At 71.0% G+C, this 24,066-nt stretch carries 21 protein-coding genes and 1 riboswitch; of the genes, 7 read left to right on the plus strand and 14 right to left on the minus strand.

Features of this window, described 5'->3' with window-relative positions:
- The first annotated feature begins 11 nt into the window (after positions 1-11).
- Positions 12-518 carry a hypothetical protein gene (locus tag ACG04R_RS11470; RefSeq protein WP_394409856.1) on the plus strand — a complete coding sequence of 169 codons (507 nt, stop codon included), beginning with the start codon at positions 12-14 and terminating at the stop codon, positions 516-518.
- On the opposite strand, the gene ACG04R_RS11475 is transcribed toward ACG04R_RS11470, so the two are convergent.
- The 6 genes from ACG04R_RS11475 to ACG04R_RS11500 all read right to left on the minus strand — a co-directional run bounded on the left by ACG04R_RS11475 (position 512) and on the right by ACG04R_RS11500 (position 7,728).
- Positions 512-1,936: a S41 family peptidase gene (locus ACG04R_RS11475; RefSeq protein WP_394409859.1), complete on the minus strand. Its 1,425-nt coding sequence runs from the start codon at positions 1,934-1,936 to the stop codon at positions 512-514. The two genes, ACG04R_RS11470 and ACG04R_RS11475, sit on opposite strands and share 7 nt — an antisense overlap.
- Before the next feature lie 73 nt (positions 1,937-2,009).
- Entirely contained in the window at positions 2,010-3,107 is a 1,098-nt protein-coding gene (locus tag ACG04R_RS11480) for a helix-turn-helix domain-containing protein (protein WP_394409862.1), read from the minus strand.
- Positions 3,108-3,111: 4 nt separating this feature from the next.
- Positions 3,112-3,456 (minus strand): translation initiation factor Sui1, encoded by a 345-nt coding sequence (locus ACG04R_RS11485; RefSeq protein WP_394409865.1) that lies wholly within the window; start codon positions 3,454-3,456, stop codon positions 3,112-3,114.
- Positions 3,453-5,666 (minus strand): S9 family peptidase, encoded by a 2,214-nt coding sequence (locus ACG04R_RS11490; protein ID WP_394409868.1) that lies wholly within the window; start codon positions 5,664-5,666, stop codon positions 3,453-3,455. The genes ACG04R_RS11485 and ACG04R_RS11490 overlap by 4 nt, the downstream gene beginning before the upstream one ends.
- 45 nt (positions 5,667-5,711) lie before the next feature.
- The gene (locus tag ACG04R_RS11495; protein ID WP_394409871.1) at positions 5,712-7,238 is read right to left on the minus strand and encodes an alkaline phosphatase family protein; all 1,527 of its coding nucleotides are present in this window, start codon (positions 7,236-7,238) and stop codon (positions 5,712-5,714) included.
- A gap of 82 nt (positions 7,239-7,320) precedes the next feature.
- Positions 7,321-7,728, minus strand: a complete 408-nt coding sequence (locus ACG04R_RS11500) for a rhodanese-like domain-containing protein (RefSeq protein ID WP_394409874.1) — start codon at positions 7,726-7,728, stop codon at positions 7,321-7,323.
- 71 nt (positions 7,729-7,799) lie between these two features.
- Here ACG04R_RS11500 and ftrA point away from each other — a divergent pair, with 71 nt between their 5' ends.
- Together ftrA and ACG04R_RS11510 are read left to right on the plus strand one after the other, a co-directional pair.
- Complete coding sequence (gene ftrA / locus ACG04R_RS11505; protein ID WP_394409877.1) at positions 7,800-8,789, plus strand: transcriptional regulator FtrA; 990 nt, start codon at positions 7,800-7,802, stop codon at positions 8,787-8,789.
- An 89-nt stretch (positions 8,790-8,878) separates the two neighbouring features.
- A complete protein-coding gene (locus ACG04R_RS11510) occupies positions 8,879-9,538 on the plus strand; it encodes a peroxiredoxin (RefSeq protein ID WP_394409880.1) in 660 nt (219 codons plus the stop codon).
- Here the strand turns inward: ACG04R_RS11510 and ACG04R_RS11515 are convergent.
- Positions 9,519-10,472: a LysR family transcriptional regulator gene (locus tag ACG04R_RS11515; protein WP_394409884.1), complete on the minus strand. Its 954-nt coding sequence runs from the start codon at positions 10,470-10,472 to the stop codon at positions 9,519-9,521. The genes ACG04R_RS11510 and ACG04R_RS11515 overlap by 20 nt on opposite strands.
- 117 nt (positions 10,473-10,589) lie before the next feature.
- On the opposite strand from ACG04R_RS11515, the gene ACG04R_RS11520 reads away from it, so the two are divergent.
- Positions 10,590-11,825 (plus strand): MFS transporter, encoded by a 1,236-nt coding sequence (locus tag ACG04R_RS11520; RefSeq protein WP_394409887.1) that lies wholly within the window; start codon positions 10,590-10,592, stop codon positions 11,823-11,825.
- An 11-nt stretch (positions 11,826-11,836) separates the two neighbouring features.
- On the opposite strand, the gene ACG04R_RS11525 is transcribed toward ACG04R_RS11520, so the two are convergent.
- The gene (locus ACG04R_RS11525; protein ID WP_394409890.1) at positions 11,837-12,112 is read right to left on the minus strand and encodes a DUF4242 domain-containing protein; all 276 of its coding nucleotides are present in this window, start codon (positions 12,110-12,112) and stop codon (positions 11,837-11,839) included.
- 115 nt (positions 12,113-12,227) lie between these two features.
- Between ACG04R_RS11525 and ACG04R_RS11530 the strand changes: the two genes are divergently transcribed.
- Both ACG04R_RS11530 and ACG04R_RS11535 read left to right on the plus strand, forming a co-directional pair.
- The gene (locus ACG04R_RS11530) at positions 12,228-14,654 is read left to right on the plus strand and encodes an ATP-binding protein (protein ID WP_394409893.1); all 2,427 of its coding nucleotides are present in this window, start codon (positions 12,228-12,230) and stop codon (positions 14,652-14,654) included.
- Between the two features lie 258 nt (positions 14,655-14,912).
- On the plus strand, positions 14,913-16,292 hold the full coding sequence (locus tag ACG04R_RS11535; protein ID WP_394409895.1) for a TAXI family TRAP transporter solute-binding subunit: 1,380 nt from the start codon (positions 14,913-14,915) through the stop codon (positions 16,290-16,292).
- Between the two features lie 117 nt (positions 16,293-16,409).
- Here ACG04R_RS11535 and ACG04R_RS11540 read toward each other — a convergent pair whose 3' ends face one another.
- Genes ACG04R_RS11540 through ACG04R_RS11550 form a run of 3 tightly spaced genes read right to left on the minus strand, consistent with a single transcriptional unit; the run spans position 16,410 to position 20,243 of the window.
- Complete coding sequence (locus ACG04R_RS11540; RefSeq protein ID WP_394409899.1) at positions 16,410-17,759, minus strand: MFS transporter; 1,350 nt, start codon at positions 17,757-17,759, stop codon at positions 16,410-16,412.
- Positions 17,760-17,794: 35 nt separating this feature from the next.
- Complete coding sequence (locus ACG04R_RS11545) at positions 17,795-18,904, minus strand: porin (RefSeq protein ID WP_394409902.1); 1,110 nt, start codon at positions 18,902-18,904, stop codon at positions 17,795-17,797.
- A 46-nt stretch (positions 18,905-18,950) separates the two neighbouring features.
- Positions 18,951-20,243 carry a gallate dioxygenase gene (locus ACG04R_RS11550; protein ID WP_394409905.1) on the minus strand — a complete coding sequence of 431 codons (1,293 nt, stop codon included), beginning with the start codon at positions 20,241-20,243 and terminating at the stop codon, positions 18,951-18,953.
- Between the two features lie 323 nt (positions 20,244-20,566).
- Between ACG04R_RS11550 and ACG04R_RS11555 the strand changes: the two genes are divergently transcribed.
- Positions 20,567-21,478, plus strand: a complete 912-nt coding sequence (locus ACG04R_RS11555) for a LysR family transcriptional regulator (RefSeq protein ID WP_394409908.1) — start codon at positions 20,567-20,569, stop codon at positions 21,476-21,478.
- Positions 21,479-21,584: 106 nt separating this feature from the next.
- Here the strand turns inward: ACG04R_RS11555 and ACG04R_RS11560 are convergent, their stop codons facing one another.
- The 3 genes from ACG04R_RS11560 to ACG04R_RS11570 are packed head-to-tail and all read right to left on the minus strand — an operon-like array spanning position 21,585 to position 23,573.
- Positions 21,585-22,529: a tRNA dihydrouridine synthase gene (locus ACG04R_RS11560; protein ID WP_394410895.1), complete on the minus strand. Its 945-nt coding sequence runs from the start codon at positions 22,527-22,529 to the stop codon at positions 21,585-21,587.
- Positions 22,530-22,543: 14 nt separating this feature from the next.
- Positions 22,544-23,038, minus strand: a complete 495-nt coding sequence (locus ACG04R_RS11565) for a YgjP-like metallopeptidase domain-containing protein (protein ID WP_394409911.1) — start codon at positions 23,036-23,038, stop codon at positions 22,544-22,546.
- 52 nt (positions 23,039-23,090) lie between these two features.
- Positions 23,091-23,573, minus strand: a complete 483-nt coding sequence (locus ACG04R_RS11570; protein ID WP_394409914.1) for a 6,7-dimethyl-8-ribityllumazine synthase — start codon at positions 23,571-23,573, stop codon at positions 23,091-23,093.
- Positions 23,574-23,701: 128 nt separating this feature from the next.
- Positions 23,702-23,852: riboswitch (FMN riboswitch) on the minus strand.
- Positions 23,853-24,066: the final 214 nt, after the last annotated feature.

Below are 24,066 nucleotides of genomic sequence, written 5' to 3' on the forward strand. Positions count from 1 at the left end.
GCCCTAACTCAATGCCTACCGACACCCGATCGTTCCCGAAGACCCAGCCCATCGACCCGCCCACATCGGCGCGGCCGCGGGTGCTGGAAGGCGGGTCCACCCGGCTCGGGTCGGTACGAAAGACGGAGGCCGTCGAGGCCGCCACGGCGCGACGCCAGGCCACCGGCCCGCGCGCCCAGGGCGCCGCCACCAAGCCCGGCGCCCTGCCCCGCTGGGCCAAGGGCGTCGTCATCGGCGGTGTGCTGCTGGCGGTGGCCATGCCGGCGGCGGTGCTGTTGTCTCGTTCCATGCTCGTGCAGGAGGCCTTGGCCGCCGAGAGCGGCTCCAAGGCCGCGATGGTGTGCACCGCCGGCGAAGGCCGTGCGATCGACGACTCCAGCCTCACGGGCTGGCTGTTCGGCGGTTCCTACTTCCGCTGCGGCGACTGGGAGACCCGCGAGGCCCGTGTGCAGCGCGAGCGCACCCAGTACGAGGCCAACTACCTGGCCCGCGAGAAGGCCCGCCAGCAGGCTCAATAGCCCAGCAGCCTCCGGGCCGCCACCATCTCGGTGTCGACACCGGCCACGGCGTCGGCCCACCGCGGCACGACAAGCACGTCGGGCTGCACACCGGCATCCGGCGGATTCCCCGGCGGCAGGTGCGCCAACAACGGGATGTCCACCGCCACGCCCGACGCCGGCAGCGTGATCCAGGCCAGCTGCCCGCCGTTGAGCCCGCGCTGGTTGCCGCCCGTGGGCTGGCCGATCAACGTGGCCGCACGCGCAGCCTGCAGGTCGCGGGCGGTCAGGTAGCCCGCCGAGCTGTTCTGTGGCCCCACCAGCGCCACCACCCGCCCGGCGAAATGCGGGGCTGCTGGCTCGACACGCTGGGACGGGCTGTCCGGCAGCTGCCAGCGGCCGTTCGGCCCTCGCGTGACTCGGCCGGTACGGTCGAAGAAGGAGAAATCCCAGGTGTCGAGGTAGCGCGCCAGCGCGTAGGGCACACGCTCGTAGGCCGACTCGCGCCGGCCGCCCGGTGTCTCATAGGGCTCGGTGATCAGGTGCGCGAGCAGCGCCCGGCCCAGTGCATCGTCGCCACCCTCGTTGCGGCGCAGGTCGATGATGAGGCGCCGGATGCCGCGTGCCGCCAGCTCGGCGAACGCCCGGTCCAGGAAGGCCCGGCCGTCGAAGCCGTCCCGCCAGAAGCTGAAGGTGGGCAGCGTCAGCACCGCCACCTCGCCGTCGACGTGCAGCTGCCAGGCAGCATCGGGCGGCAGCCAGCCCGCCGCCAGCGCCCGCTCGCGCGCTTCGGCGCTCAACACGGGCACGACGACCTCGCGACCACCGGCCAGCCGCAGCCGCCAGCCGGCCTCGGAGGGCGGGAACAACAACGGGAACAGCCGCTGCATCGCGCCGCCGTTCTCGTCGTCGTCCAGTTGGGCCAGGCGCTTGCCGTCGGTGCTGCCGTCGGCGCGCAGGTAGGGCAGCAAGGCCTGGGCGATCCGGGCCGGCGACTGGCCCTCGATGGCCAGCAGCTCGCTGCCGGCCGGCACAGTGGGCGCGGCGCTGGCCCGCACGAGCAGCCGCCCCTCGACGAAGCGCAGCACCAGCGGCAGGGTCTGCCGGCCCGTCAGGGCCTGCACCGCGGGCGTCTGGTTGGCCGGGTTGGTCCAGGTGTGGCCGCAGCGCACGGTAGCTGCCAGCCGCGTGGCCAGCAGGTAGAGCTGGGCACGGCTGGCGCCGCCCGCCACCTCGGCGCGGGCGGTGTCGAAGGCCGCGTCGAGCTGCGCGGGCGTGGTGTAGCGGTACAGCCCCGGGTGCAGCGCCACCAGCGCCCGCTGCAGCAGGCGCAGGTCGCGCTGGGCCGCCTCGGCGCTCAGCTCGGGCGGCGGTGCGGCACCGGCCGCGGCAAAGGTGACGGACAGGGCGAGACCGAAGGCGATAAGCAGGTTTTTCATGCCCCGCAGCGTGACCGCAGGATGCTGGCCGCGCGACCCAGATTCCGGCAAACGCTTGCTGCAGAACGGATTTTCAGGATCTGGCACGCCGCCAGGCAGACGGCGTCTGCCCGGTCTGGGCCTTGAAGACGCGGTTGAAGCTGGTCTTGGAGCTGAAGCCCGCCAGCAGCGCGAGGTCGAGCAGGTCTTCGGCGCTGCCGGCTTCCAGGCGCTGCTGCACCCAGGCCACGCGCAGGCCGCCGATGACCTCGGCGAAGCCCTGGCCCAGCCCCTCGTTGAAGGCGCGTGACAGGTAGCTGCTGTTGGTGCCCAGGCGCCGCGCCAGGCCGTCCAGGGCCAGCTCGGGGTCGCGGAACCAGCCCTCGGCCTCGGTGCGCGCACGCCACGCGGCGCCCTGCGCGGCCCAGTCCGGCGCCGGCCGGGGCGCGGGCGGCTCCACAGGGCGGGCCGCCGGCTGCAGCGGATGGCGCTGCCCCGCGTGGCGCCAGGCCTCCAACCCGAGCGCGAAGACGAGGACGGTCAGCGCCAGGTAGAGGCCGAAGCGATCGAAGTAGTCCAGCCGCCAGATCGCCGTCGCCGCCTCGTAGGGCAGGCTCACGGCCAGCAGCAGGCCCAGCGCGACCAGCGTGCCGGCCAGCCCGCCGTAGCGGTGCTCCGCGGCGTTGCTGACGTGCTGGGCCAGCCAGGCCTGGAACTCGCAGTGCCGCCGCCAGGCCAGGGCCAGGTAGACGCCCAGCGAGATCAGCCCGGCCCAGGTCAGCACGGGGTCGACGAAGCGGGCATGCACCGTCTCGTCCCAATGGTTCTTCCACGCCAGCGGTTGCAGGAAGCAGGCCGTGTCGTACAGCGCCACCGCCGCAGCCGGCAGCAGGTGCCAGGCCCAGCGGGGCGGCAGCGCGGTGCGCGTGCGCTGCTGCACATGCAGCCACAGCAGCGGGCCGATGGCCAGCGCGTGGTCGAAGGGCGCGAAGCTCAGCCAGGGGTAGGCGTCGTAGAAGCCGGCGTAGCCGATCACGTAGGGCACCATCCGCAGCGCGATGACGGCCAGCAGCGCCGCCACCCAGCGGTTGGCGCGGCGCTGGGCCGGGTCGGCCAGCAGCGCCGCGGCCACGGCCAGCGCGAACAGCGCGCCCAGGCCCAGCGTGGTGCTCCAGGGGCCGAAGCGCACCATGCGCTCAGCCGCCAGCGCGCTTCACCGTCCAGCCCTCGGGCCGCGCCTGCAGCCAGGCCATCACCTTCTCGAGGTGGTCGCCCTGGATCTCGATCACACCGTCCTTGGCCGTGCCACCCGTGCCGCACAGCGCCTTGAGCTGCTTGGCCAGCGCCGTCAGCGCAGCATCGTCCAGCGGCAGGCCGTGGATGGCCGTCACGCCCTTGCCCTTGCGGCCCGCCGTCTCGCGGCGCACCCGCACGATGCCGTCGCCGGCCGGCCGCGCCTTGGCCTTGCAGGCGCACTGCGCGGCGGGTTGGCCGCAGCCGGGGCAGGCGCGGCCAAAGTCGGTGGAGTAGACGAGGCTCATGGCGCGGGCTTCAGGTGGCGCTCGAAGAATGCGTCCATCGTGCGGTACAGGTGCAGCCGCGCGGCACGGCCGGCAATGCCGTGGGCCTTGCCAGGGTAGATCTGCAGGTCGAAGGTCTTGCCGGCCGTCTGCAGCGCTTCGACGAGGCGCAGCGTGTGCTCGAACAGCACGTTGTCGTCGGCGGTGCCGTGAACGAGCAACAGCGGCTTGCTCAACAGCCCGGCGCGCGACGGCAGGTTGGCGCTCGCGTAGGTCGCGGCCTTGCCGCCGTCCGGCATGCCGAGATAACGCTCCGTGTAGGCGGTGTCGTAGAGCGTCCAGTCCGTCACCGGCGCCACGGCGACCGAGGCCGCGAACGGCGTGTCCGCGTCCAGCACGGCGCGTGCGCCGAGGAAGCCGCCGTAGCTCCAGCCGAAGAAGCCGATGCGCGCCGGGTCCACCACCGGCACGCGGGCCGGCAGCTGGCGCACAGCGGCGAACAGGTCGGCCACCTCGGTCTTGCCGAAGGCTCGGCTGTGAGCGCGCGTGAACTCACGGTCGCGGTGGGCCATGCCGCGCGTGTCCACGGTCAGCACGCCGTAGCCGCGCTGCTGCCAGTAGGCGATCAGCGGCAGATCGCGCCCCCAGCCCCAGTTGACGGTCGCGGCGCCCGGGCCGCCGTAGGCCATGACGATGACGGGCTTCTTGCCAGCGCGGCCGTCCAGCGCCGGGAAGAAGAACGCGTTCAGCGGCGTGCGGCCATCAGCGGCGGTGATGTCCAGCACCTGCGGCGCCGTCGTGATCTGGCGCAGCAGCGGGTCGGGCGCGTCGCCGGCCAGCGCGATGGCCGTGCCGTCGTTCACGCCGCGCAGCTCCAGCTGCGGCGGCTCGCCCCAGGCCGAGCGCGTGACGAGCAGCCGGCCGCAGCCGGCATCCGCTTTGGCGTCGCGCCACTGGCGGGCCGCCGCACCAGCCAGCGGCCGGGCCTTGCCGCCGGCCAGTGGCATGACGAACAGCTCCTGGGCCTTGCCCAGGTCGGCAAAGGCCGCGAAGACCAGCTGCTGCGCATTGGCGCAGACGACATGGGCCACCGGCTCGGCTGCCTGCGTCAGCGGCGTGCGACGGCCGCTGGCGCGGTCGATCAGCAGCAGCTGGCGCCGGCCCGTGGCCTCGCTGGACCACAGCAGGCCGCGTGGCGTCTCGACGAGGTCGTCGTGCACCTCGACCCAGGCCGGGTCGGTCTCGACGGTGATGTCGTGCGGCGCAGCGCCCGCCTTGAACTCGGTCAGCGTCAGCCGCGTCTGGTCGCGCGTGAACGACTGCAACCAGGGCGTGCCGTCTGCAAACCAGCCGGCACGGGCGATGTATTCGGCGTCCTTCGGCAGCGGCAGCTCGCGGCGCTGGCCGGTCACCGCATCGACGACGAAGGCCGTCACCTTGGCATTGGCCGCGCCGGCGGCCGGGTAGCGCTGCTGCGTCATGTCCGTGCGGTCGGCAAAGATCTGCGCACGCGTCTTCACGGCCACGCCGGACTCGTCCACCCGCAAGGCCAGCAGCGACTTGCCGTCCTTGCTCCACCAGTAGCCACGCTGGCGCGACAGCTCCTCGGCGGCGATGAATTCGGCCAGGCCCGAGCTGACGGTATCGCTGCCGTCGGTCGTCAGCTGGCGCGGCTGGGCGCCGGCGGTCAGCGCCAGCGTGAAGAGGTTGCCGCCCTGCACGTAGGCCAGGCTCTTGCCATCAGGTGTGCAGCGCGGGTCGAGCTTGGGCGCGCCGGGCGCCAGCGCGAGCTTCTGTGCCTGCGGGCCGGCGGCCGTCAGGCGCACGAGGTAGAGGTCGCCCGACAGCGGGAACAGCAGCGCGCTGTCGTCGCTGCCACACCACTGATAGCCCGTGATGCCGCGCTGCGAAATGCGCTGGCGCTCCAGCGCCATCTTCTCGGCCTCGCTGAGCTTCTGCTCGGCCCCACCCAGCAGGTCGGCCGCGGCGACCAGCTTGCGCGGCTCGCCGCCGGCGGCGGGCTGGGCCCACAGCTCCAGCACCTCGCTGTCGGCCTGCGAGGGCCGCAGGAAGCTGACCCACTGCCCGCCGGGCGAGACTTCCGCCTGTCGCGGCAGGCGGCCGGCCAGCGGCGGGTCGGCGGTGATGCGTTCGAGGGTGAGAGCGGGTGTCTGGGCCAGGGCAGCGCTTGTGGCGCAGGCACCGACCACCAGGGTCAGAAGGGTTTTCATGCGCGGATGCTAGGGCCTGTTTGACCCGGCAGCCGCCGCGCGCGTTCAGGCACTCCAGCGCATCAGGCCCACGGGCCGTCGGCCGTACAGGCGCAGCAGGCCCTGGCCGATGCGCTCCAGCTTCTCGGTGTCGCTCAGGCCGCGGTCGGCGGCCGGCGGCACCCAGAGGCCGGCCCGATGGGCGGCATGGGCCGCGAGGGCCTCCTCGACAGTGGCGGGGATCTTGTGGTGGTTCTCGTACCAAAGCTGGCCCAGCGAGCTGACGGTACTGACGACCGCCTGCAGTTCCAGCTCCTCCCGGCTCAGGCCGACGCTGACCTGCTCGGGGCCAAGGTTGGGCTGGGCTGGGTCCTGGATCAGGAAGGCGCGGTAGTCCAGGGCGTGTCCCTCGCGGTCGCTGAGCGGCTTGCCGGCCACGCCGAGGGCATGCCGTACGGTTGCGAGGATGGAGGTGTGGTCGTAGTCCGGCCCGGCACCGGGGCCGAAGCCGGGCGTGCCCACGGTGCCCGGGGCGATGCGTGGGGAGATCAGCAGCGTGGGCACGCGCACGCCGTAGCGGTCGAAGGCGAAAGACGGCACGCGGCCGTCCCAGCAGTCGGGCGTGCAGGCGGGCGGCATCACCGGGTCGAAGCAGCCACCGTGCTCGTCGTAGGTGACGATGAGCAGCGTCTTCTGGAACAGCGCCGGGTCGGCCCGCAGCGTGTTGTAGACCTCGGCCAGCAAGTACTCGCCCAGGTTGATGTCATGGGGCGGGTGGTTGTCCGTCGGGAACAGCTGGTAGGCCGGCTCGATCCAGCTGTAGCTGGGCAGCTGGCCCGCCGCCACGTCGGCCTTGAAGCGGTCGAAGAAATGGAAATGCTCCGGGTGCAGCCAGGTGTCGGCCATCAGCGCGGTCAGCGGGAAGTCGTTGAAGTAAACCTTCCAGCTCAGGCCCGGCGTCTCGCCGATCTGGTTGAAGATGGTCGGCGCGAAGTACGGCGCGTTGCTGACGGACTGGTTGTAGTCGCCCTCCGGGTAGCTGTCGTTGTTGACGTAGCCCATCGCCGTGCCGAGCTGGGCGAAGCAGCGGTTGGGCATCGTCTGGCAGGGGGCCGACGCGAAATGCCGGTCCACCACCGCGAAGGCCTGGGCCAGCGCCGTCGTCACCGGCATCTGCTCGGCCGAGTAGCCGTTCATGATGAGGGGCGTCAGCACGGTGGGGTAGTCGTAGTCCTGCAGCGTGCGGTGGTAGTTCTGCACGAAGCCGCCCATGGCCCCAAGCGGGCCGGGCTCCGTCGGGCTGGGTGCGTTCACCGGTGGCGGCTCCAGCAGGCCGAAGATCTGCTGGTTCATGGACTGCCACCACTCGCCGGGGTCGGGCGTCGGGATGGAGGACACCAGCACATTGCGCCCCGGCAGGTTGAAGCCCGGCACCGGGATCGGCACAAGGTGTTCCCAGCTGGGGAAGTAGCCGTTGACGCGCTTCGCGTGCGGCTCGAAGGTGCGGCCGAGGACGTTGTCGAAGGAACGGTTCTCCAGCATCAGCACGACGATGTGCTCGATGCCGTCGAAGCTGGGCGCGGTGGTGCTCATGTCGGTTCTCCCTGTGGCGTTTCGCCGGGTTCGACTCTGACATCCACCTGCCCCGCGTCAAGCGGTTAGCACCGGGCCCGTCCTACCGCGGTAGGGGCGCGTTCGCGAGCGCGAATCCCTCGTCCAGCCAGCCGGTGATGCCGCCGGCCATGATCTTCACCGGCCGCCCCAGCTTGGCGAGCCGCAGCGCGCCGCGGGCGGCACCGTTGCAATGCGGGCCGGCGCAGTAGGTGACGAACAGCGTGTCCATCGGCCACGCGGCGAGCTTGCTCTCGACCAGCTTGCCGTGCGGAAAGTGGATGGCGCCGGGCACGTGGCCGCGGGCGTAGAGCTCGGCCGAGCGCACGTCCAGCAGCACGAAGTCGGTCGCGCCGTGGCTGAGGCTGTCGTGGACGTCCCAGCAGTCGGTCTCGAACTGGAACTCGGCGGCGAAGTGGGCTTCAGCCTCGGCGGACGGGGCGGCGGGGATGGTGGCGACGGCTGACGGCATGACGGGTTCCCGTTGGTGGTTTGAAGATGAGCCATCGTCGGCGCACCCGCCCTCCGCCACAATTGGCGCCAATGACCAACATCGACAAGATCACGCCAACCACGACCGGGCCACTGGTCGTGACACTGGTCTACGACGGCCTGTGCACCTTCGAGTTCGCCATCGCCGCCGAGATCTTCGGCCTGGCGCGGCCGGAGATGGGCCCTGGCTGGTACCGCTTCGCCAGTGCAGCCATCGAGCCCGGCCCGCTGCGCGCGCACGGCGGGCTGACCGTGATGAGCGACGGCGGCATCGAGTTGCTGGACGAGGCCGACGTCATCGTCATGGCCGGCTGGAAGGGTGCCGACGTGCCGGTGCCCGATGCCCTGGCCCGCCACCTGAAGCGCGCCTGGCAGCGCGGCGCACGGCTGGCGTCGATCTGCTCCGGCGCCTTCGTGCTGGCCGCCACCGGCCTGCTGGACGGCCGCCGTGCCGCCACGCACTGGCGCTACGCCGACAAGCTGCGCCGGCGCCACCAGGCCATCGATGTCGACGCTGGCGTGCTCTACGTCGAGGAAGACCGCGTCTTCACGTCGGCCGGCAGCACGGCGGGCATCGACCTGATGCTGCACCTCGTGCGGCAGGACTTCGGCGTCGAGGCCGCCAACAGCGTCGCGCGCCGCCTCGTCATGCCGGCACACCGCAGCGGCGGCCAGGCACAGTTCATCGAGCGGCCCATGCCGCGCGACCGAACCCACCGCCTCGCCGGCCTGATGGAACAGGTGCGCGCCGACCTGGCCGCGCCGTGGACGCTGGAGCGCATGGCCGAGGCGGCTGCCATGAGCCCGCGCACGCTGCTGCGCCGCTTCACCGAGGCCACCAGCCAGCCGCCCGGCGACTGGCTCATCGCCGAGCGCGTGGCCGAGGCGCAGCGGCTGCTGGAGGCCAGCGCCCTGCCCGTCGAGCGCGTCGCGGCCGAGGCCGGCTTCGGCAGCGTGCAGGCGCTGCGCCACCACTTCCAGGCGCGGCTGGGGCTGGCGCCGCGTGCCTATCGCGCGTCATTCGGCCACCGCTCGACATAGACACTTTCCGAGCAAGCACATGCGGGACACGGTGCGTTCGCCTTCCTATCATCGACACCACCTTCCCTGCCCCTCCAAGGAGACACCCCATGTCCCTGCGCATCAACGACATCGCCCCCGACTTCACCGCCCAGACCACGCAAGGCGAAGTCAGGTTCCACGACTTCATCGGCGACCACTGGGTCGTGCTGTTCTCGCACCCCAAGGACTTCACGCCCGTCTGCACGACCGAGCTGGGCTACCTGGCCAAGATCGAGCCCGAGTTCACCAAGCGCAACACCAAGCTGATCGGCCTGTCCGTCGACCCGGTGGACAACCACCACAAGTGGGCCGCCGACATCGAGGAGACACAGGGCCACCTGCCCAAGTACCCGCTGATCGGTGACCACGACCTCAACGTCGCCAAGCTCTACAACATGCTGCCGGCCGACATCAGCGGAACGTCCGAAGGCCGCACCGCCGCGACCAACGCCACCGTGCGCTCGGTCTTCATCGTCGGCCCGGACAAGCGCATCAAGCTCATCCTGACCTACCCGATGACGACCGGCCGCAACTTCGACGAGATCGTGCGCGTGCTCGACTCGCTGCAGCTGACCGCCAGGCACAAGGTCGCCACGCCGGCGAACTGGAAGCAGGGCGAGGACGTCATCATCGCCGGCTCGGTGTCGGACGAAGACGCCAAGGCGCTGTTCCCGGCCGGCTGGAAGGCGCCCAAGCCCTACCTGCGCATCACGAAGCAGCCGGGCTGACCCGCCTGGCGCGTGACGACTTCTCGTCACGTTCCCAGGGCGGTACGCCACCGATCTTCTCGGCCATGAAGTCGACGAAGGCCGTCACGCGCGCCGGCACCAGCCGGCGCTGCGGCATCACGGCGTGGATGCCTGTCGCGGGCAGCTTGCAATCCGGCAGCACGACGGCCAGCCGCCCGGCGCGCAGGTCGTCGGCCACATGCCAGGTCGAGTGGATGGCGATGCCCATCCCGGCCACGGCCGCATCCCGCAGCACCTCGCCCTGGCTGCTGTCCAGCGGACCGTCCACGCGCACCGCGACCTCGCGGCCGCGCTTGTCCTTCATGCGCCACACATCCGCCCTGCCCCCGGTGCCAACGAGGATCAGGCAGTCGTGCTGCGCCAGCTCGTCGGGCCGCTGCGGGCTGCCGCGGCGGCGCAGGTAGTCCGGCGACGCGCACAGCACGCGGCGGTTCACGGCCAGCTGGCGCGCGACGAGGCTGGAGTCCTCCAGCGCGCCGATGCGCAACGCCAGATCGAATCCGGACGTGACGAGATCGTGCATCTGGTCCGACAGGTCCACACTGAGCCGCAGCTGCGGGTGCCGCTGCATGAACTCAGGCAGGTGCGGAGACACGTACTGCCGCGCGAACGTGGCCGACGTCGTCAGCCTCAGCGTGCCGCTGACCTGCGTGCCGGCCTGGCGCAGGCCCGACATCAGCGTCTGCAGGTCGTGCACCAGCGGCCGGCCCTGGTCGGCCAGCGCCTCGCCCTCGGGCGTCGGCGTCAGGCTGCGCGTCGTGCGGTGGAACAGCCGCACGCCCAGCGACTGCTCCAGCGCCCGCAACCGCTGGCTGGCCACGGCCACCGACAGGTCCAGGCTGCGCGCGGCGGCGCTGATCGAGCCCGAGTCGAACACGCGCAGGAACAGGTTCAGGTCGTCGACTCGGCTCATGCGTCCCGCTCGCTTTCAATGCTTTGTTGAATCTGATTGGTCGTTTCAGTGGTTTTTACATCGAATGCAAATCTCCACACTGCGGCCAACGTTCAACCGACTCCCGAAAGCACCACCATGCAAGCCTCACCTGCCGCCCCACCGGGCGCTTCTCCCAACCGCTCGCCGATGGCGCTGTACGCGCTGACCGTCGGCGCGTTCGGCATCGGCACGACCGAGTTCGTCATCATGGGCCTGCTGCTGCAGCTGGCCGGCGACCTGCAGGTCAGCGTCGCCACGGCCGGGCTGCTGATCTCCGGCTACGCGCTGGGCGTGTTCGTCGGCGCGCCGCTGCTGACGGCGGCCACCAGCCGCGTGCCGCGCAAGACCGCGCTGCTCGCGCTGATGGCCATCTTCACGCTGGGCAACATCGCCTGTGCGCTGGCACCGAGCTACGGGGTGCTGATGGCGGCACGCGTCATCACGTCGCTGGCGCACGGCACGTTCTTCGGCGTCGGCACCGTCGTCGCCACCAGCGTCGTGCCGGCCGACCGCAAGGCCTCGGCCATCTCGACGATGTTCACGGGCCTGACGGTCGCCACGCTGCTGGGCGTGCCGGCCGGCGCCTGGCTGGGCCTGCACCATGGCTGGCGCTCGACGTTCTGGGCCGTCAGCGCCATCGGCGTCATCGCGATGGCCGTCATCGCTCTGTTCGTGTCGGCCAAGGACGCCGGCAGCGGCAGCGCCGTCTCGCTGCGAGAGGAGTTCAAGGTGCTCAAGCGCGGCCATGTGCTGCTGGGCCTGGCGGCCACGGTGCTGGGCTTTGCCGGCGTGTTCGTCGTCTTCACCTTCGTGCAGCCGCTGCTGACGCGCGTCAGCGGTTTCAGCGACGCCGGTGTGTCGGCCGTGCTGCTGGTGTTCGGCGTCGGCATGATCGTCGGCAACATCGTCGGCGGCCGCTGGGCCGACCGGGCACCGGTGCGCGCACTGCTGGGCACGCTGGCCGTGCTGGCCGGCGTGCTGGTGGCGATGGGCTTCGCGATGCAGAGCCAGGTGCTGGCGGTGCTGTTCATCGGCCTGCTGGGCGCGGCCGGCTTCGCCACCGTCGCGCCTCTGCAGCTGCGGGTGCTGAGCAAGGCCGAAGGCGCGGGCCAGAGCATGGCGTCCAGCCTCAACATCGCGGCTTTCAACCTCGGCAATGCACTGGGCGCGTGGCTGGGCGGTGCCGTCATCGAGCACGGCCCCGGCCTGGGCGCCCTGCCCTGGGCCGCTGCGGTGCTGACCGTGGGTGGCCTGGCGGTGGCCTGGGTGAGCGTACGCCGGGACCGCCGTGCGGCACCGGCCGTGCCGCAAGCCGCGGCAGCCTGCGCCTGAGGGTCGGCCCCTCAGGCCTCGGCCGTCACCGGGTCGATGATGCGGCGCACCTGGGCCACCGAGTCCGCCGGGAAGCCGCCCAGCCGCGCGTGCTCGCGGATCTTGGCTTCGTCGGGCGCGTTGTAGACGCAGTAGATCTTGTCGTCGGTCACGTAGCTGTGCACCCACTGGATGCCGGGCCCCAGGTCGCGCAGCACGCCGCAGGACGTGGCCGAGATGCCTTGCAGCTGCTCGGCCGTCAGCTGGCCGGCGCCAGGGATGTTTCTCTCGATGACGAACTTGGGCATGACACTCTCCTTGGATGATAGCCGCCCGGGGATCGGGAGGCCTGGCGCCATGCTCGTTTCTGGGGGTGGGAGGCGTCCTTCAGGCGGGATGAAATCTGCATAAATTCCGCCTGCAATGTCCACGCCCCACTACCGCTTCGGCGACTTCAAGCTGCTGCCGGCCGAACGCCTGCTGTTCCGCCGCGGCAGCGAGGTGGCGCTGACGGCGCGCGCCTTCGAGCTGCTGGTGGCGTTCGTCGAGCGCGCCGGCCAGCTGCTGGCCAAGGACGAACTGCTCAAGCGCGTCTGGGCCGGCGTCGTCGTCGAGGAGAACAACCTCGCCGTGCAGGTCGGCACGCTGCGCAAGCTGCTGGGCGCGGACGCGATCACCACCATCCCCGGCTTCGGCTACCGCTTCGCGCTGCCGGTGCTGGACGTGGCTGCCGCCCCCGAGCCCACGCCGCACGGCCGCCTGCCCGTGCGGCTGCCGCCGCTCATCGGCCGCGAGGACGAGTTGCGCGAGCTGCAGGCCCTGCTGCGCGAGCACCCGGCCGTGACGTTGTGCGGCGGCCCCGGCGTGGGCAAGACGCGGCTGGCGCAGGAGCTGGCGTTGCGCCAGCGCGCCGAGCACGCCGACGGCACTTGGTGGGTGGACCTCACGCTGCTGCGCGACGATGAGCCCGTCGCCGCCGGCGTGGCGCGCGCGCTGGGCCTGCCGCCCGGCCCCGACCCGCTGGCCCTGCTGGCGGCCAAGCTGTCGGCCGTCGCGATGCTGATCGTGCTGGACAACGCCGAGCACCGCGCCGCCGACGTGGCCGAGGTCGTCACCACGCTCGTGCAGCACACCGAGCGCGTCAGCCTGCTCATCACCAGCCAGTTGCCGCTGCACGCGCAGGGCGAGCGTGTCCTCCGCCTCGCGCCGCTGCCGCTGCCCGACGCCGTGCGGCTGCTGGCCACGCGCAGCGGCGAAGCGGACGCGACGCGGGCCGAGGAGATCTGCGCGGCGCTGGACTGCAACCCGCTGGCCATCGAGTTGGCCGCGTCGCGCGTGGACGTGCTGGGGCTGGACGGCCTCGCCGCGCGGCTGAACGAGCGGCTCACGCTGCTGGCACCGGCCGACGCGCGCAGCCCGTCGCGCCGCAACGCGCTGGCCGAGGCGCTGAGCTGGTCGCACGAGCTGCTGGCCGAGCGCGAACGCCGCGTGCTGCGGCGGCTGGCCGTCTTCCCCGGCAGCTTCTCGCTGGAGGGAGCGGCGCTGGTGCTGTCGAACGACGAACTGCCAGCCGCCGCGGCCGTCGCGTCGGTGCTGGCCCTCGTCGAGCGCTCGCTCGTCAGCGTGGACCGTGGCACCGCGCAGCGCCGCTACCGCCTGCTGGAGACGATGCGACTGTTCGCGCTCGACAAGCTCGCCGCCGCCGACGAGACGGCGCTTGCCCAGGCGCGCCACTGCGACGGGCTGGGCTGGCTGTTCGACGACGCTTACGAGGAGTCCTGGCGCCTGCCCCACACCGCGTGGAAGGCTCGCTACGAGCCGGAGCTGCCGGGGCTGTGGGCGGCACTGGCATGGGGCCAGGAGCACGATCTCGCCAGCGCTACCGCGCTGTTCGGCGCTGCCGCGCCGCTGTGGATGCCGCGGGCCTTCCAGGCCCGGCCGCACGCGCTGGCGCTAGCCGCGCGGCTGGCCGACACCACCGCGAACATCCCCACGCCCGTGCTGGCACGCTTCTGGTGGGCCTGCGCGCGCTGCCACAGCGTCGTCCACCCCGGCCTGGCCCGCGAGGCCGCCGAGTGCGCCGCGCGGCTGTACCGCGCGCTGGGCGACGAACGCGGCGAGTACCTGGCCCTCGTCGAGTACGCCTTCAACTGGCGCGTGGACGGCCCCGAGGCGCGTGCCGCGCTGGCCGGCGCACGCATGCTGGAGAACCCCGCCTGGCCGGCCGCCGTGCTGGAGCGCGGCCTGACGACCGAGGCCGTGCTGCACCTGACGTCGGGCCGGCACGACGACGCACGGCGCTGCTACCAGACAGCGCTGGAGGTCTGCCGGCGCGGCGGTTACGACGCGGGCATGGCGCGGGCCCGGCTCAACCTGGCCGACGGCGCCCGCGCCGCTGGCAACCTGGCACTGGCCGTCGAGCTGGGCGAGACGCTGCTGGCCGAACCGGTCGATGCCAGCGACCTCATCGGCCAGTCGACGCTGATGAGCAACCTGATCGGTGCCCTCGTCGCGCAGGGCAACCTCGATCGCGCGCGCGAGGTGGCGCGGGAGTGCCCCAGGCGGCTGGGCCGGCTGGCGCTGGACGATCTGTGGGTGGGGCTGGACTCGCTGGCCCTGCTGCACCTGCACGGCGGCAACGCGGCATTGGCGGCCTGCCTGGCGGGCGTTGCCGACCGCGAGTTCGAGGCCCACGGCCAGATGCAGCGCCAACCCAACGAAGCGGCGGATCGAGCTGCACTCGCTGCAGGGCTGGCCCTTGTGCTGCCCGCCACGGAGATCGAGCGCCTGGCGCGCGACGGGCGGCGCATGAGCCTGGCGGACGCGATGCGGGCAGCGTTCGAGCTGTAACCACCTGAACCGATTCCGGCGCGCGTCGCAGCGCGTCGAAGCCTTGGTTGGCTTACAGCGCGAACGCGGGCGTAACAGTCCGGCCAGCACGCCTCGAATACGATGAGCCGCTCCTCCATCGGCAAAGGCGCAGCCCATGCGATGCCTCGGCATCATGATCATGCTCACCCTTGTGGCCACTGCTCATGCGGGCGCCCAGGAGTGCCAGCGACTCCGCAACACGCAGGCCCGGACCTCGCTCGCCCAGGACGGCAAGCCATGACCCCGATTCAGCAATGGCATGCCACCCGCAGCCTGCGCCTGCTGCTGCAGACGCTGCGCGACATGATGGTCTCGATGGGGCCGCTGCTGCTGCTTGGCGGAGGCCTGCTGGTCGCGGCCTACTGGTGGCTGGACCCGCAGCCCCCACGCCACGTGCGACTGGCCACCGGGCCGGCAGGAAGTGCCTACGCCGGCTTTGGTGAGGGCTATGCGAAGGCGCTGGCGCGTGAGCGCATCCAGGTGGACCTGATCGCCAGCGAGGGCGCGCAGGACGATCTGGCCCATCTGCGCGCGGGCACGGCGGATGTGGGCTTCGTCCGCGGCGGCATGGCCGATCCGGTGGCCGATACCGAGGCCGGCATCGTCTCGCTGGGCAGCCTGTTCTACGAGCCGATCTGGATCTTCTATCGCCGCGATCTCGGCATCGCGCGCCGCCAGCCCGGCGGCGAGCTGCAGCGCCTGACCCAGCTGCGCGGCCTGCGAGTCAACGTGGATCAGGACGGCAGCGGCGTACCGCAGATCGTCGAGAAGCTGCTGGCGCTGAACCAGCTGAAGCCGACCGACCTGCGGCTGTCCAACCTGGCACCAGACGACGCCGGTGCGGCCCTGCGCCAGGGCCGGCTGGACGCCGCGGTGCTGATCTCGGCGCCGCAGGCCGGCCTGATCCGCGCGCTGCTGCGCGACCCGGCCATCGCGCTGATGGCCTTCGAGCAGGATGAGGCCTATTCGCGCCACCTGCCCTTCCTGTCCACCGTGAGGCTGCCGCGCGGTGTGGTGGACCTGGCGGCCGATCTGCCGCCTCACGACGTGCCGCTGCTGGCCACCACCACCGCCCTGCTGGCGCGCGAGCAGACGCACCCTGCGCTGCGCCAGTTGTTCGCGCAGGCGGCCATTGGCCAGCACAGCGAGGCCGGCTGGTTCAATGGCGCACGCGACTTCCCCAACACCCGCACCAGCGAGCTGCCGGTCAGCGCCGAGGGCGACCGCGCGATCAACGGCACGCCGCCGGCCTGGGCGCGCTACCTGCCGTTCTGGGCCGGCAATCTGCTGGAACGCATGTGGCTGGTGGTCGGCGGCCTGCTGGTGCTGATGCTGCCGCTGTCGCGCGTGGTACCGCCGCTCTACACCTTCCGCGTGCGCTCGCGGGTGTTCCGCTGGTACGCGCGGCTGCGCGAGGTGGAAGCCCGGATGGAAACCGGCACGGGCGAGCGCGATGCCTTGCTCGACGAGCTGGATGAGCTCGACCGGGTCACCCACCGCATTGCGGTACCGCTTTCCTATGCCGAAGAGCTTTACGCGCTGCGCAACAACATCCATGCGGTGCGCAGGCGCCTGCTGGCGCAGCGGCCCCGGCCAACAGACGGACCGACCGACTGATTGGCGAGCGGCGCGGAGGCGTGCTGCCTGTCCATTCAACCATCTTGACCACCGGCTGGGCATGACCCGCCATATGCCGGCCCGCGCGATCCGCGTCGGACGCTCCGACCCGGGTGATTACGCTGCCGGCTCCTCGGCGCGCCGCGCCATCTGCACGGCCACGGCGGCCAGCACGGCCGGCACGGCGAGCAGCGAGACGATGGCGCCGAAGCCCCAGCCCAGCGACAGCAGCACGCCGCCGACCATCGAGCCGGTAATGCTGCCGAAGCGGCCCATGCCCAGCATCCAGCTGACACCCGTGGCGCGGGCCCGCGTCGGATAGCAGTTCGGTGCGAAGGCGTTCAGGCCGGTCTGTGCGCCGCTCATGAAGAAGCCGGCCACCGTCACCAGCAGGGCCAGCGAGCCCGACAGCGCGCCGCCCAGGCCCAGCGCCAGGATGACCACGGCGCCCAGCGCGTAGGCCGCGCCGATGACGCGTGTGGGCGCCTTGCGGTCCATCGCCCAGCCGACTAGCACCGCGCCGACGGTACCGCCGATCTGGAACATCGCGGTGATCGTGGCGGCCTGCGAGATCGGCAGGCCGGCGTCCTTGATCAGCGTGGGCAGCCAGCCGGTCAGCAGGTAGATGACCAGCAGGCCCATGAAGTAGGTCACCCACAGCGCGCCGGTCATCAGCCCATAGCCCTTGGCAAACAGCACACCGATGGACTGCTTGGCCTGCACCGGCGGTTCCGGCGCGAAGAACTCCGTGCCGGGCTCGAAGGTGGTGCCGCCGATGCGGCCCAGCACGCGGCCGATCTGGTCAGCGGCCATCCGGCGCACGACCATGAAGCGTGCCGACTCCGGCAGCAGCGCGATGAGCACCGGCACCAGCACCAGCGGCAGCACGCCGCCCAGCATCAGCACCGAACGCCAGCCATGCAGCGGGATCAGCGCGGCGGCAATGAAGCCGACGACGCCCGAACCCAGGTTGAAGCCCGTGAACATGACCGCGATCAACAGCGAGCGCGAACGCTGCGGCACGTACTCGGACAGCAGCGTCGTCGAGTTCGGCATCGCCGCGCCGAGGCCCACGCCCGTCAGCAGCCGCAGCACGGCCATCTGGCTCAGGTTCTCGGCGTAGGCCGTCGCGACCGTGAAGAGGCCGAACAGCAGTACCGAGGCGGTCAGCACGGTCTTGCGGCCGATGCGGTCCGAGGCCGGGCCGGCCAGCAGCGCGCCGATGACCAGGCCGAACGGCGCCGCGCTCATCACGACGCCGAAGGCAGCACGTGACGCGTTCCATTCCTGCAGGATGGACGGCGCCAGGAAGCCCATGATGGCCACGTCCATGCCGTCGAGGGCGACGATGGCGAAGCACAGCGCCAGCAGCAGCCATTGCATGCGGCCCATCGGGCGTTCGTCGATGAAGGCCTTGACGTCGACCTTCGTTGTTTCTGCACGGCTCACGGCAGTCTCCAATGTCATTGTTCGATGCGGGTGGTGGGAAGGCGGAGCCCGGGTCAGAAGCTGTGGCGAACGCCCAGGGCCAGGCCGGTCTGCCCACCACCTGCCGCGGGGCCATTGCCCGCCGCGCCGTTGGAGACGCCCAGTGCCAGCGTGCCCGAGTTGTCGATGCGGCCGGCCGTGGCGTAGACCGCGGTGCGCTTGGACAACGTGTAGACGCCGCGCACGGCGAACAGCGTGGCCTGGTTGGCGGAGCCCTTGTAGTCGAGCTTGAAGACCTCGCCGTCCAGCGTGAAGGCCTGCGTGACGGGATAGCTGGCGCCCAGGTACCAGAGCTGGCTCTTGGGCGTCGTGGCGCTGCCTTCGTTCCTGCGGTCGATGACGCCGGCGCCGAGCTTCACGTCGCCGAACCGGGCCCAGCCGGCCACCGTGGCGCGGCGGTCGGTCAGCGAGCTGTTGGTCAGGCCGGCGAAGGTGGCGGAGCTGCCGCCGCGCAGCTCGTCGACGGCGGCGGACACGCCCCAGGTCGCCGTGTCGTACTTGGCCAGCACGGACCACTGGCGGCAGGCCTTGGCGTCGCTGCTTTCGCCGGGGCAGTTGGTGGCGGACGGCGTGGCGGTCGCGACGCTGGTGGCGTCACGGCCGAAACTGTAGGTGGCGCCGACGGTCAGGCCGTTGAACGTGCCCTTGTAGGCGATCGAGTTGTCGACGCGCGAGTTGGGCAGGTAGCTGTCCAGCGAGCCGGAGCCGAACATGGCCGGGCCGAGGATGTCGGCCTCCAGCTGCGACCAGAACAGCATGGAGTACTGGCGGCCCAGCGAGACCATGCCCCAGCTGCCCTGCAGGCCGACGAAGGCCTGGCGGCCCCAGGCACGGCCGCCCTGGTTCAGCGTGCCGGTGTCGACGCCGAAGCCCTGCTCCAGCGTGAACACGGCCTTGAGGCCGTCGCCGAGGTCTTCGTTGCCGCGCAAGCCGATGCGCGACGGCGAGATGCCACCGGTGAGGCCGGGCATGCGCTTGATGCTGTCGCCGTTGGCACCGACGCCGTTCAAGGCCTCGACCGAAGCGTCGAGGATGCCGTAGATGGTGACGTTGCTCTGGGCGTGGGCGCCGGTCGCGGCGAGTGCGGCGGCGAGCACGGCGGGTGCGAAGGGGTTCTTGGTCATGCGTGTGTCTCCTCGGGAGGTATGTTTTTGAGAGGTGGGAACGGGATCAGGTGGCAGGCGGCGGATTCCAGTCCAGCGGGCCGGCGTCCCTGCCGGCCACTGAATAGAGGGCCCGGGTGTTGCGGGTGCGCTGGAAGTCCTCCAGCGTCTGGCCGCGCATCGCGGCGTAGATGTGCAGGTTGGACACGCCGATGACGGCGCCCAGCTTTTCCAGCATGAAGAAGATCGCGCCGTAGTGGATGAGGCCACGCCAGTCGCGCCGGCGCACGAGGTCGCGCTCGGTCTGGGTCAGCCCCCCAAGCTCGTAGGCAACCTCCTCGTCGGCGAGGAAGGCGGCGCGCACGTCGGGCCTCACGAGGCCGTGCAGGAAGCGGTTCAGCCGGTAGCCCTTGACGCTGCGCTCCAGCGTGAACGGGTAGGTGCCGGGCAGGTGCTCGGCACCGGCCAGCTGTGCGGCCATGTGCGAACGGTGGCGGGCCACCACCGACGCGGGCAGCGCCTGCTGCACGGGTTCGTAGATGGCGGTGGCGATGCCGGTCATGGACGGCAGGTAGTAGTCGCGGTGCAGGCAGTTCACCTGCGCCGCCAGCGCGCCGCGCATGACCAGCCACATGATGACCTCCGCGCCTTCGAAGCCGCCCAGTTCGGCGTACTCGGCGTGCGTCATGTCGGCCAGCGCCTCGGGGTCGTTCTGGAACAGGTCCATGAAGCGCGCGTCCCACCCGGTGTTGTTGAAGCCGGCGCGCTCGCCATGCACCTGGTGCGACAGGCCACCGGTGGCGACGATGGCGACCTTCAGGTCCTCGGGGTAGCTCTCGATGGCGCGGCGCAGCGCCTGGCCCAGCCGGTAGCAGCGCCGCGCGCTCGGGATGGGGAACTGCAGCACGCCCATTTGCAGCGGCACCATCTGCACGGGCCACTGCGGCTCGTGGGGGCACATGACGGAGAGTGGCGAGAAGCAGCCGTGGTCCAGCCCGCGGTCCTGGAAGAAGGACATGTCGAACTCGTCGGCCATCAGCGACTGGCCGATGTGCGCCGCCAACGCCGGGTGGCCCTGCACGGCCGGCAGGTCGCGCGCGCCGCCGCCCTCGTCGGCCACGGCCCATCGCTCGCCCACGCCTAGGGCAAAGGCCGAGTAGTGGTCGAAGAAGAACGACGTGACGTGGTCGTTGTAGATCAGCAGCAGCACATCCGGCTTGCGCTCGGCGATCCACTGCTGCACCGGCTCGAAGGCCTTGAAGATGGGCGACCAGGCCGGGTCGTCGCGCTTGTCGCGATCGAAGGCGAAGCCGATGGTCGGCGTGTGGGAGGCGGCGATGCCGCCGATGATCTGGGCCATGGGTCTACTGCTCGAAGCCGACGACGGACCCCGGCCCGTCGACGCGTTGTGGGGAGCCGCCAGGGACAGGCGGAATGAGGGGCGCGAGGCAGGCTCGGCGGACGGCGATGGCGTCGCCGTGCAGCCCGGGACGGCGCATCGATGGCTGCGCGCCGGCATCAGGTCGGTCCAACAAAAAGTCTCCTCGCGTGGCCGCTGCGTCGGCGGCTGAATCCCGTGGACTTGATTCAGGTCAAGTCATGCGGCGGCAGTCTAGGAATCGACCTGAAGGCCCAAAAGATGCTGCGCGCGGGGTCGCGATAACCGGTCGTTATCATCAAGCCATGAAGCTGACCAACCTTCGTGCGCTGGTCGCCGCCATCGAGCAGGGCAGCCTGCGGGCAGCGGCCCGCCAGATCGGCGTCTCCCAGCCGGCGCTGACGAAGATGATTCGCGAACTGGAACGCGAGCTCGCCACCACGCTGCTGATCCGCTCGACGACCGGGGTGCTGGCCACGGCGCAGGGCATGGTCCTCTACGAGAGAGCCCTCGCCGCGGACCGTGAGCTGACACAGGCGGTCGACCAGATCCAGCAGCTCGGCGGCCGCATGACGGGCACGCTATCCATCGGCGCCGTGCCGCTGGCCGTCATGCTGCTGGTGCCCGAAACGCTGCGCACCTTCGGCCGCGAGTTTCCCGACATCCAGCTGCGCATCAGCGAGGAGCTCTACATCGCGCAACTCACGCGGCTGCGCAAGGGCGAGGTGGACATCGCGCTGGGCCCGTTGCCCGAGCATCTGCCGGCGGGCGAGTTCGCCGTCGAGGAGCTGATGCCCATCGACATGGTCATCGTCGTGCGCCGCGGCAACCCGGCGGCACGCGCGCGGCGCCTGGCCGACCTGGCCGAGCTGCCCTGGGTCTACACCGGCGCCACGGCCGACGCGGGCTACGCCAAGACGCTGTACGAAGCCCACGGCATGAAGCCGCCGCCGGCCGGCGCCCTCGTCAACTCGACGCTGGGGCTGCTGTCCATCGTCGCCAGCGGCAACTGCATCGGCCTGCTGCCACGCCAGATCGCCGTGCATGCCTTCGCCAGCCAGCATCTGGAAATCGTGCCTGTCGAGGAAGGCCCGCTGAAGCTGACGCTGGTGGCGCTGGCCCGGGCGGACACCGCCATCAAGCCCAGCGTGCGCCACTTCCTGGCCCACCTGCACCGCGCGGCCCATCACCTGACGACGGGCGCCAACAGCGGGTGAACCCCAACGGAAATGCCGGCATCGAATAGCAGCTAGACGACGCATCGCGTGGCCTGCGGAACACACCGGGCTCGCCAAGACCGGCCTCCGCGAACGCGCCGCCGAATCAGCCCATCGCGCCGATGCGATCCACCGGGCCAAAGGGCCCAAACAGCCGCGCCTCCAGCTCGTCTGCCGAGTTGACGGTGCGCAGCTCGGCGTACGCTGCGTCGGCCTCCGGGTAGGCGCGCTTCAGGTAGTGCAGCCACTGCTTGAGCCGCCCGCCCTGGTGGCGCGGCGCGACGGTGGCGCGCACCTGCGCGAAGAAGACCTGCATCAGCGGCAGCAGTTCGGCCCAAGGCAGCGGCGTCTCGCGCCGGCGGGCCACGCGCAGCGCGAGCCCCGGGTCGGCCACCATGCCGCGGCCCAGCATCAGGTGCTCGCAGCCACTGCGCTCGCGCGCCAGCTCTGCGTGCTCCACGGTCCAGATCTCGCCGTTGGCGATGACGGTGAGGGGAACGGCCTCGCGCACCGCGGCGATGCGCTCCCAGTAGGCCGGCGGCTTGTAGCCATCAGCCTTGGTGCGGGCGTGCACGACGATCTCGCTGCCGCCCGCCGTGTGGATGGCGCGGGCCACGTCCAGCGTGCGGTGGCTGTCCATGTAGCCCAGCCGCATCTTGGCGGAGACCATCACGTCGGCCGGCACCGCGCGGCGCACGGCCGCGACGATGTCGTGGATCAGCTCCGGCTCGTCCAGCAGCACGGCACCGCCGCGGTGGCGGTTCACGCACTTGGCCGGGCAGCCGAAGTTCAGATCGATCCCCTCGGGCTTCAGCTCGGCCAGCCGTGCGGCGTTCTCGGCCAGGCAGCTCACATCGGAGCCCAGCAGCTGCGGGTGCACCGGCACGCCGGCCCGCGTGCGGCCGCCGTTCTTCAGCTCCGGCACGATGCGCGTGAACACGCGGGGGGGCAGCAACTGGTCGGTCACGCGGATGAACTCGCTGACGCAGCGGTCCACACCGCCGACGCGGGTCAGCACGTCGCGCAGGATGTGGTCCAGCAGGCCTTCCATCGGGGCGAGAAGGATCACTTCTGCTCCTCTTGATTCATGAGGTACAGCCGCAGATCAAACTCAAGCTGGAAGTAGTCCGGCTCCATGTGCTGGCACAGCTTGTAGAACGGCTTGTTGTGCTCCAGCTCGCGCAGGTGGGCCAGCTCATGCACGACGATCATGCGCAGCAGCGCGGCCGGCGCCTCCTTGAACAGCGTCGCGACGCGGATCTCGCGGCGCATCTTCAGCTTCGATCCCTGCACCTGCGTGCGCCGCGTGTGCGTGCCCAATGCATGCTGCAGCACGCGCAGCTTGGCGTCGTAACCGACGAAGTTCAGCGGCTCGGCGTTGCGCAGGTGGCGGGTCTTCAGCTCCTGCACGTAGGCGAACAGCGCGGAGTCGCTGCGCACGTCGTGGCGCTCGGGCAGGCGGCGCGCGAGGTGGTCGGCGAGGCGACCATCCAGGCGCAGCTGTTCGGCCTGTTGGATGAGTTCGGGCGGATAGCCGGCGAGGTAGCGGGCGGCGAGCATGGAAGGAGTCAAAAGGCGCGGCGCGCTCGCCAGGGAGCGCGCCGCGCCGGGGTCAGGTGGCCAGCGCTTCGAGCCGGCTCAGGCTCTCGATTGTCGCCACGCAGGCGCGCGCCACCTCCACGCCCTTGGTGACGAAGTGCTCGGCGAAGAAGCGCTTGTGCTCGCCATGCTCGTGGAACTGGTGCGGCGTCAGCACGGCGGAGAACACCGGCACGTCGGTCTCCAGCTGTACCTGCATCAGCGCGCTGATGACGGCCTGGCCGACGAAATCATGCCGGTAGATGCCGCCATCGACGACGAGACCGCAGGCAATGATGGCGTCGAAGCGGCCGGTGCGCGCGAGGCGCCTGGCATGCAGCGGGATCTCGAACGCGCCGGGAACGTCGATGACGGTGACCTGCTCGGCGGTGATCCGACATCGGTCGAACTCGTGCCGGATGGCCGACACGGCGACGCCGACGATGTCCTTGTGCCAGCTGGCGGCAACGATGGCCACGCGAGGCGGCCTGGCGAGAGGAGGAAGGGTCTGATTCATGGTGTCCTCTTGAAAGACGGTTTTTCCAGAATCAGGGCAAGCGCACGCAGCAGCGGCGCACCTGCTCGACGCGGGTACGCCACGGCAAACGCCGGACAAGCCCGCAAAGGCTGCCCGGCGTTTCCGCCACGCGATCTCTTTCATCCGGACTGTGACCGTCGGCCCTGGCATCGCACCAGGTCTGCTGACCCTTTGCCACTGGCGTGGCGAAGGCGCTCGCGGGCTCGTGCTTGCGCACATACCGCCGGTGGGGAATTCCGCCCCGCCCTGAGAACGCTGCCGGCTTCTCGGCCGGCGGGGTGCATCCTAGGGCCTGTTAACGCTACGGCAGCAGACCGCGTTGGAGCCCGAAAGCCCGCGGGCAAGGCGCAAACCGCAGCCGGGTTGGGCACCCGGCGAGGATTTGCAACGCCGCGCGCGGGCTTTTTGGTTACAACCCTACGGGAAGGCCATTCGCCAGGGGGCACTCCGCGTTGCACCGCTGGCCCGCATA

Origin of the sequence: Pelomonas candidula (assembly GCF_043555985.1) — a bacterium.
GTDB lineage: Bacteria > Pseudomonadota > Gammaproteobacteria > Burkholderiales > Burkholderiaceae_C > Pelomonas > Pelomonas candidula.

What these genes read in the sequence shown, in the direction of transcription:
- ACG04R_RS11470 (WP_394409856.1), top strand. Translation starts at nt 12, where the DNA reads ATGCCTACCGACACCCGATCGTTCCCGAAGACCCAGCCCATCGACCCG.
- ACG04R_RS11475 (WP_394409859.1), bottom strand. Translation starts at nt 1,936, where the DNA reads ATGAAAAACCTGCTTATCGCCTTCGGTCTCGCCCTGTCCGTCACCTTT.
- ACG04R_RS11480 (WP_394409862.1), bottom strand. Translation starts at nt 3,107, where the DNA reads ATGGTGCGCTTCGGCCCCTGGAGCACCACGCTGGGCCTGGGCGCGCTG.
- ACG04R_RS11485 (WP_394409865.1), bottom strand. Translation starts at nt 3,456, where the DNA reads ATGAGCCTCGTCTACTCCACCGACTTTGGCCGCGCCTGCCCCGGCTGC.
- ACG04R_RS11490 (WP_394409868.1), bottom strand. Translation starts at nt 5,666, where the DNA reads ATGAAAACCCTTCTGACCCTGGTGGTCGGTGCCTGCGCCACAAGCGCT.
- ACG04R_RS11495 (WP_394409871.1), bottom strand. Translation starts at nt 7,238, where the DNA reads ATGAGCACCACCGCGCCCAGCTTCGACGGCATCGAGCACATCGTCGTG.
- ACG04R_RS11500 (WP_394409874.1), bottom strand. Translation starts at nt 7,728, where the DNA reads ATGCCGTCAGCCGTCGCCACCATCCCCGCCGCCCCGTCCGCCGAGGCT.
- ftrA (WP_394409877.1), top strand. Translation starts at nt 7,800, where the DNA reads ATGACCAACATCGACAAGATCACGCCAACCACGACCGGGCCACTGGTC.
- ACG04R_RS11510 (WP_394409880.1), top strand. Translation starts at nt 8,879, where the DNA reads ATGTCCCTGCGCATCAACGACATCGCCCCCGACTTCACCGCCCAGACC.
- ACG04R_RS11515 (WP_394409884.1), bottom strand. Translation starts at nt 10,472, where the DNA reads ATGAGCCGAGTCGACGACCTGAACCTGTTCCTGCGCGTGTTCGACTCG.
- ACG04R_RS11520 (WP_394409887.1), top strand. Translation starts at nt 10,590, where the DNA reads ATGCAAGCCTCACCTGCCGCCCCACCGGGCGCTTCTCCCAACCGCTCG.
- ACG04R_RS11525 (WP_394409890.1), bottom strand. Translation starts at nt 12,112, where the DNA reads ATGCCCAAGTTCGTCATCGAGAGAAACATCCCTGGCGCCGGCCAGCTG.
- ACG04R_RS11530 (WP_394409893.1), top strand. Translation starts at nt 12,228, where the DNA reads ATGTCCACGCCCCACTACCGCTTCGGCGACTTCAAGCTGCTGCCGGCC.
- ACG04R_RS11535 (WP_394409895.1), top strand. Translation starts at nt 14,913, where the DNA reads ATGACCCCGATTCAGCAATGGCATGCCACCCGCAGCCTGCGCCTGCTG.
- ACG04R_RS11540 (WP_394409899.1), bottom strand. Translation starts at nt 17,759, where the DNA reads ATGACATTGGAGACTGCCGTGAGCCGTGCAGAAACAACGAAGGTCGAC.
- ACG04R_RS11545 (WP_394409902.1), bottom strand. Translation starts at nt 18,904, where the DNA reads ATGACCAAGAACCCCTTCGCACCCGCCGTGCTCGCCGCCGCACTCGCC.
- ACG04R_RS11550 (WP_394409905.1), bottom strand. Translation starts at nt 20,243, where the DNA reads ATGGCCCAGATCATCGGCGGCATCGCCGCCTCCCACACGCCGACCATC.
- ACG04R_RS11555 (WP_394409908.1), top strand. Translation starts at nt 20,567, where the DNA reads ATGAAGCTGACCAACCTTCGTGCGCTGGTCGCCGCCATCGAGCAGGGC.
- ACG04R_RS11560 (WP_394410895.1), bottom strand. Translation starts at nt 22,529, where the DNA reads ATGGAAGGCCTGCTGGACCACATCCTGCGCGACGTGCTGACCCGCGTC.
- ACG04R_RS11565 (WP_394409911.1), bottom strand. Translation starts at nt 23,038, where the DNA reads ATGCTCGCCGCCCGCTACCTCGCCGGCTATCCGCCCGAACTCATCCAA.
- ACG04R_RS11570 (WP_394409914.1), bottom strand. Translation starts at nt 23,573, where the DNA reads ATGAATCAGACCCTTCCTCCTCTCGCCAGGCCGCCTCGCGTGGCCATC.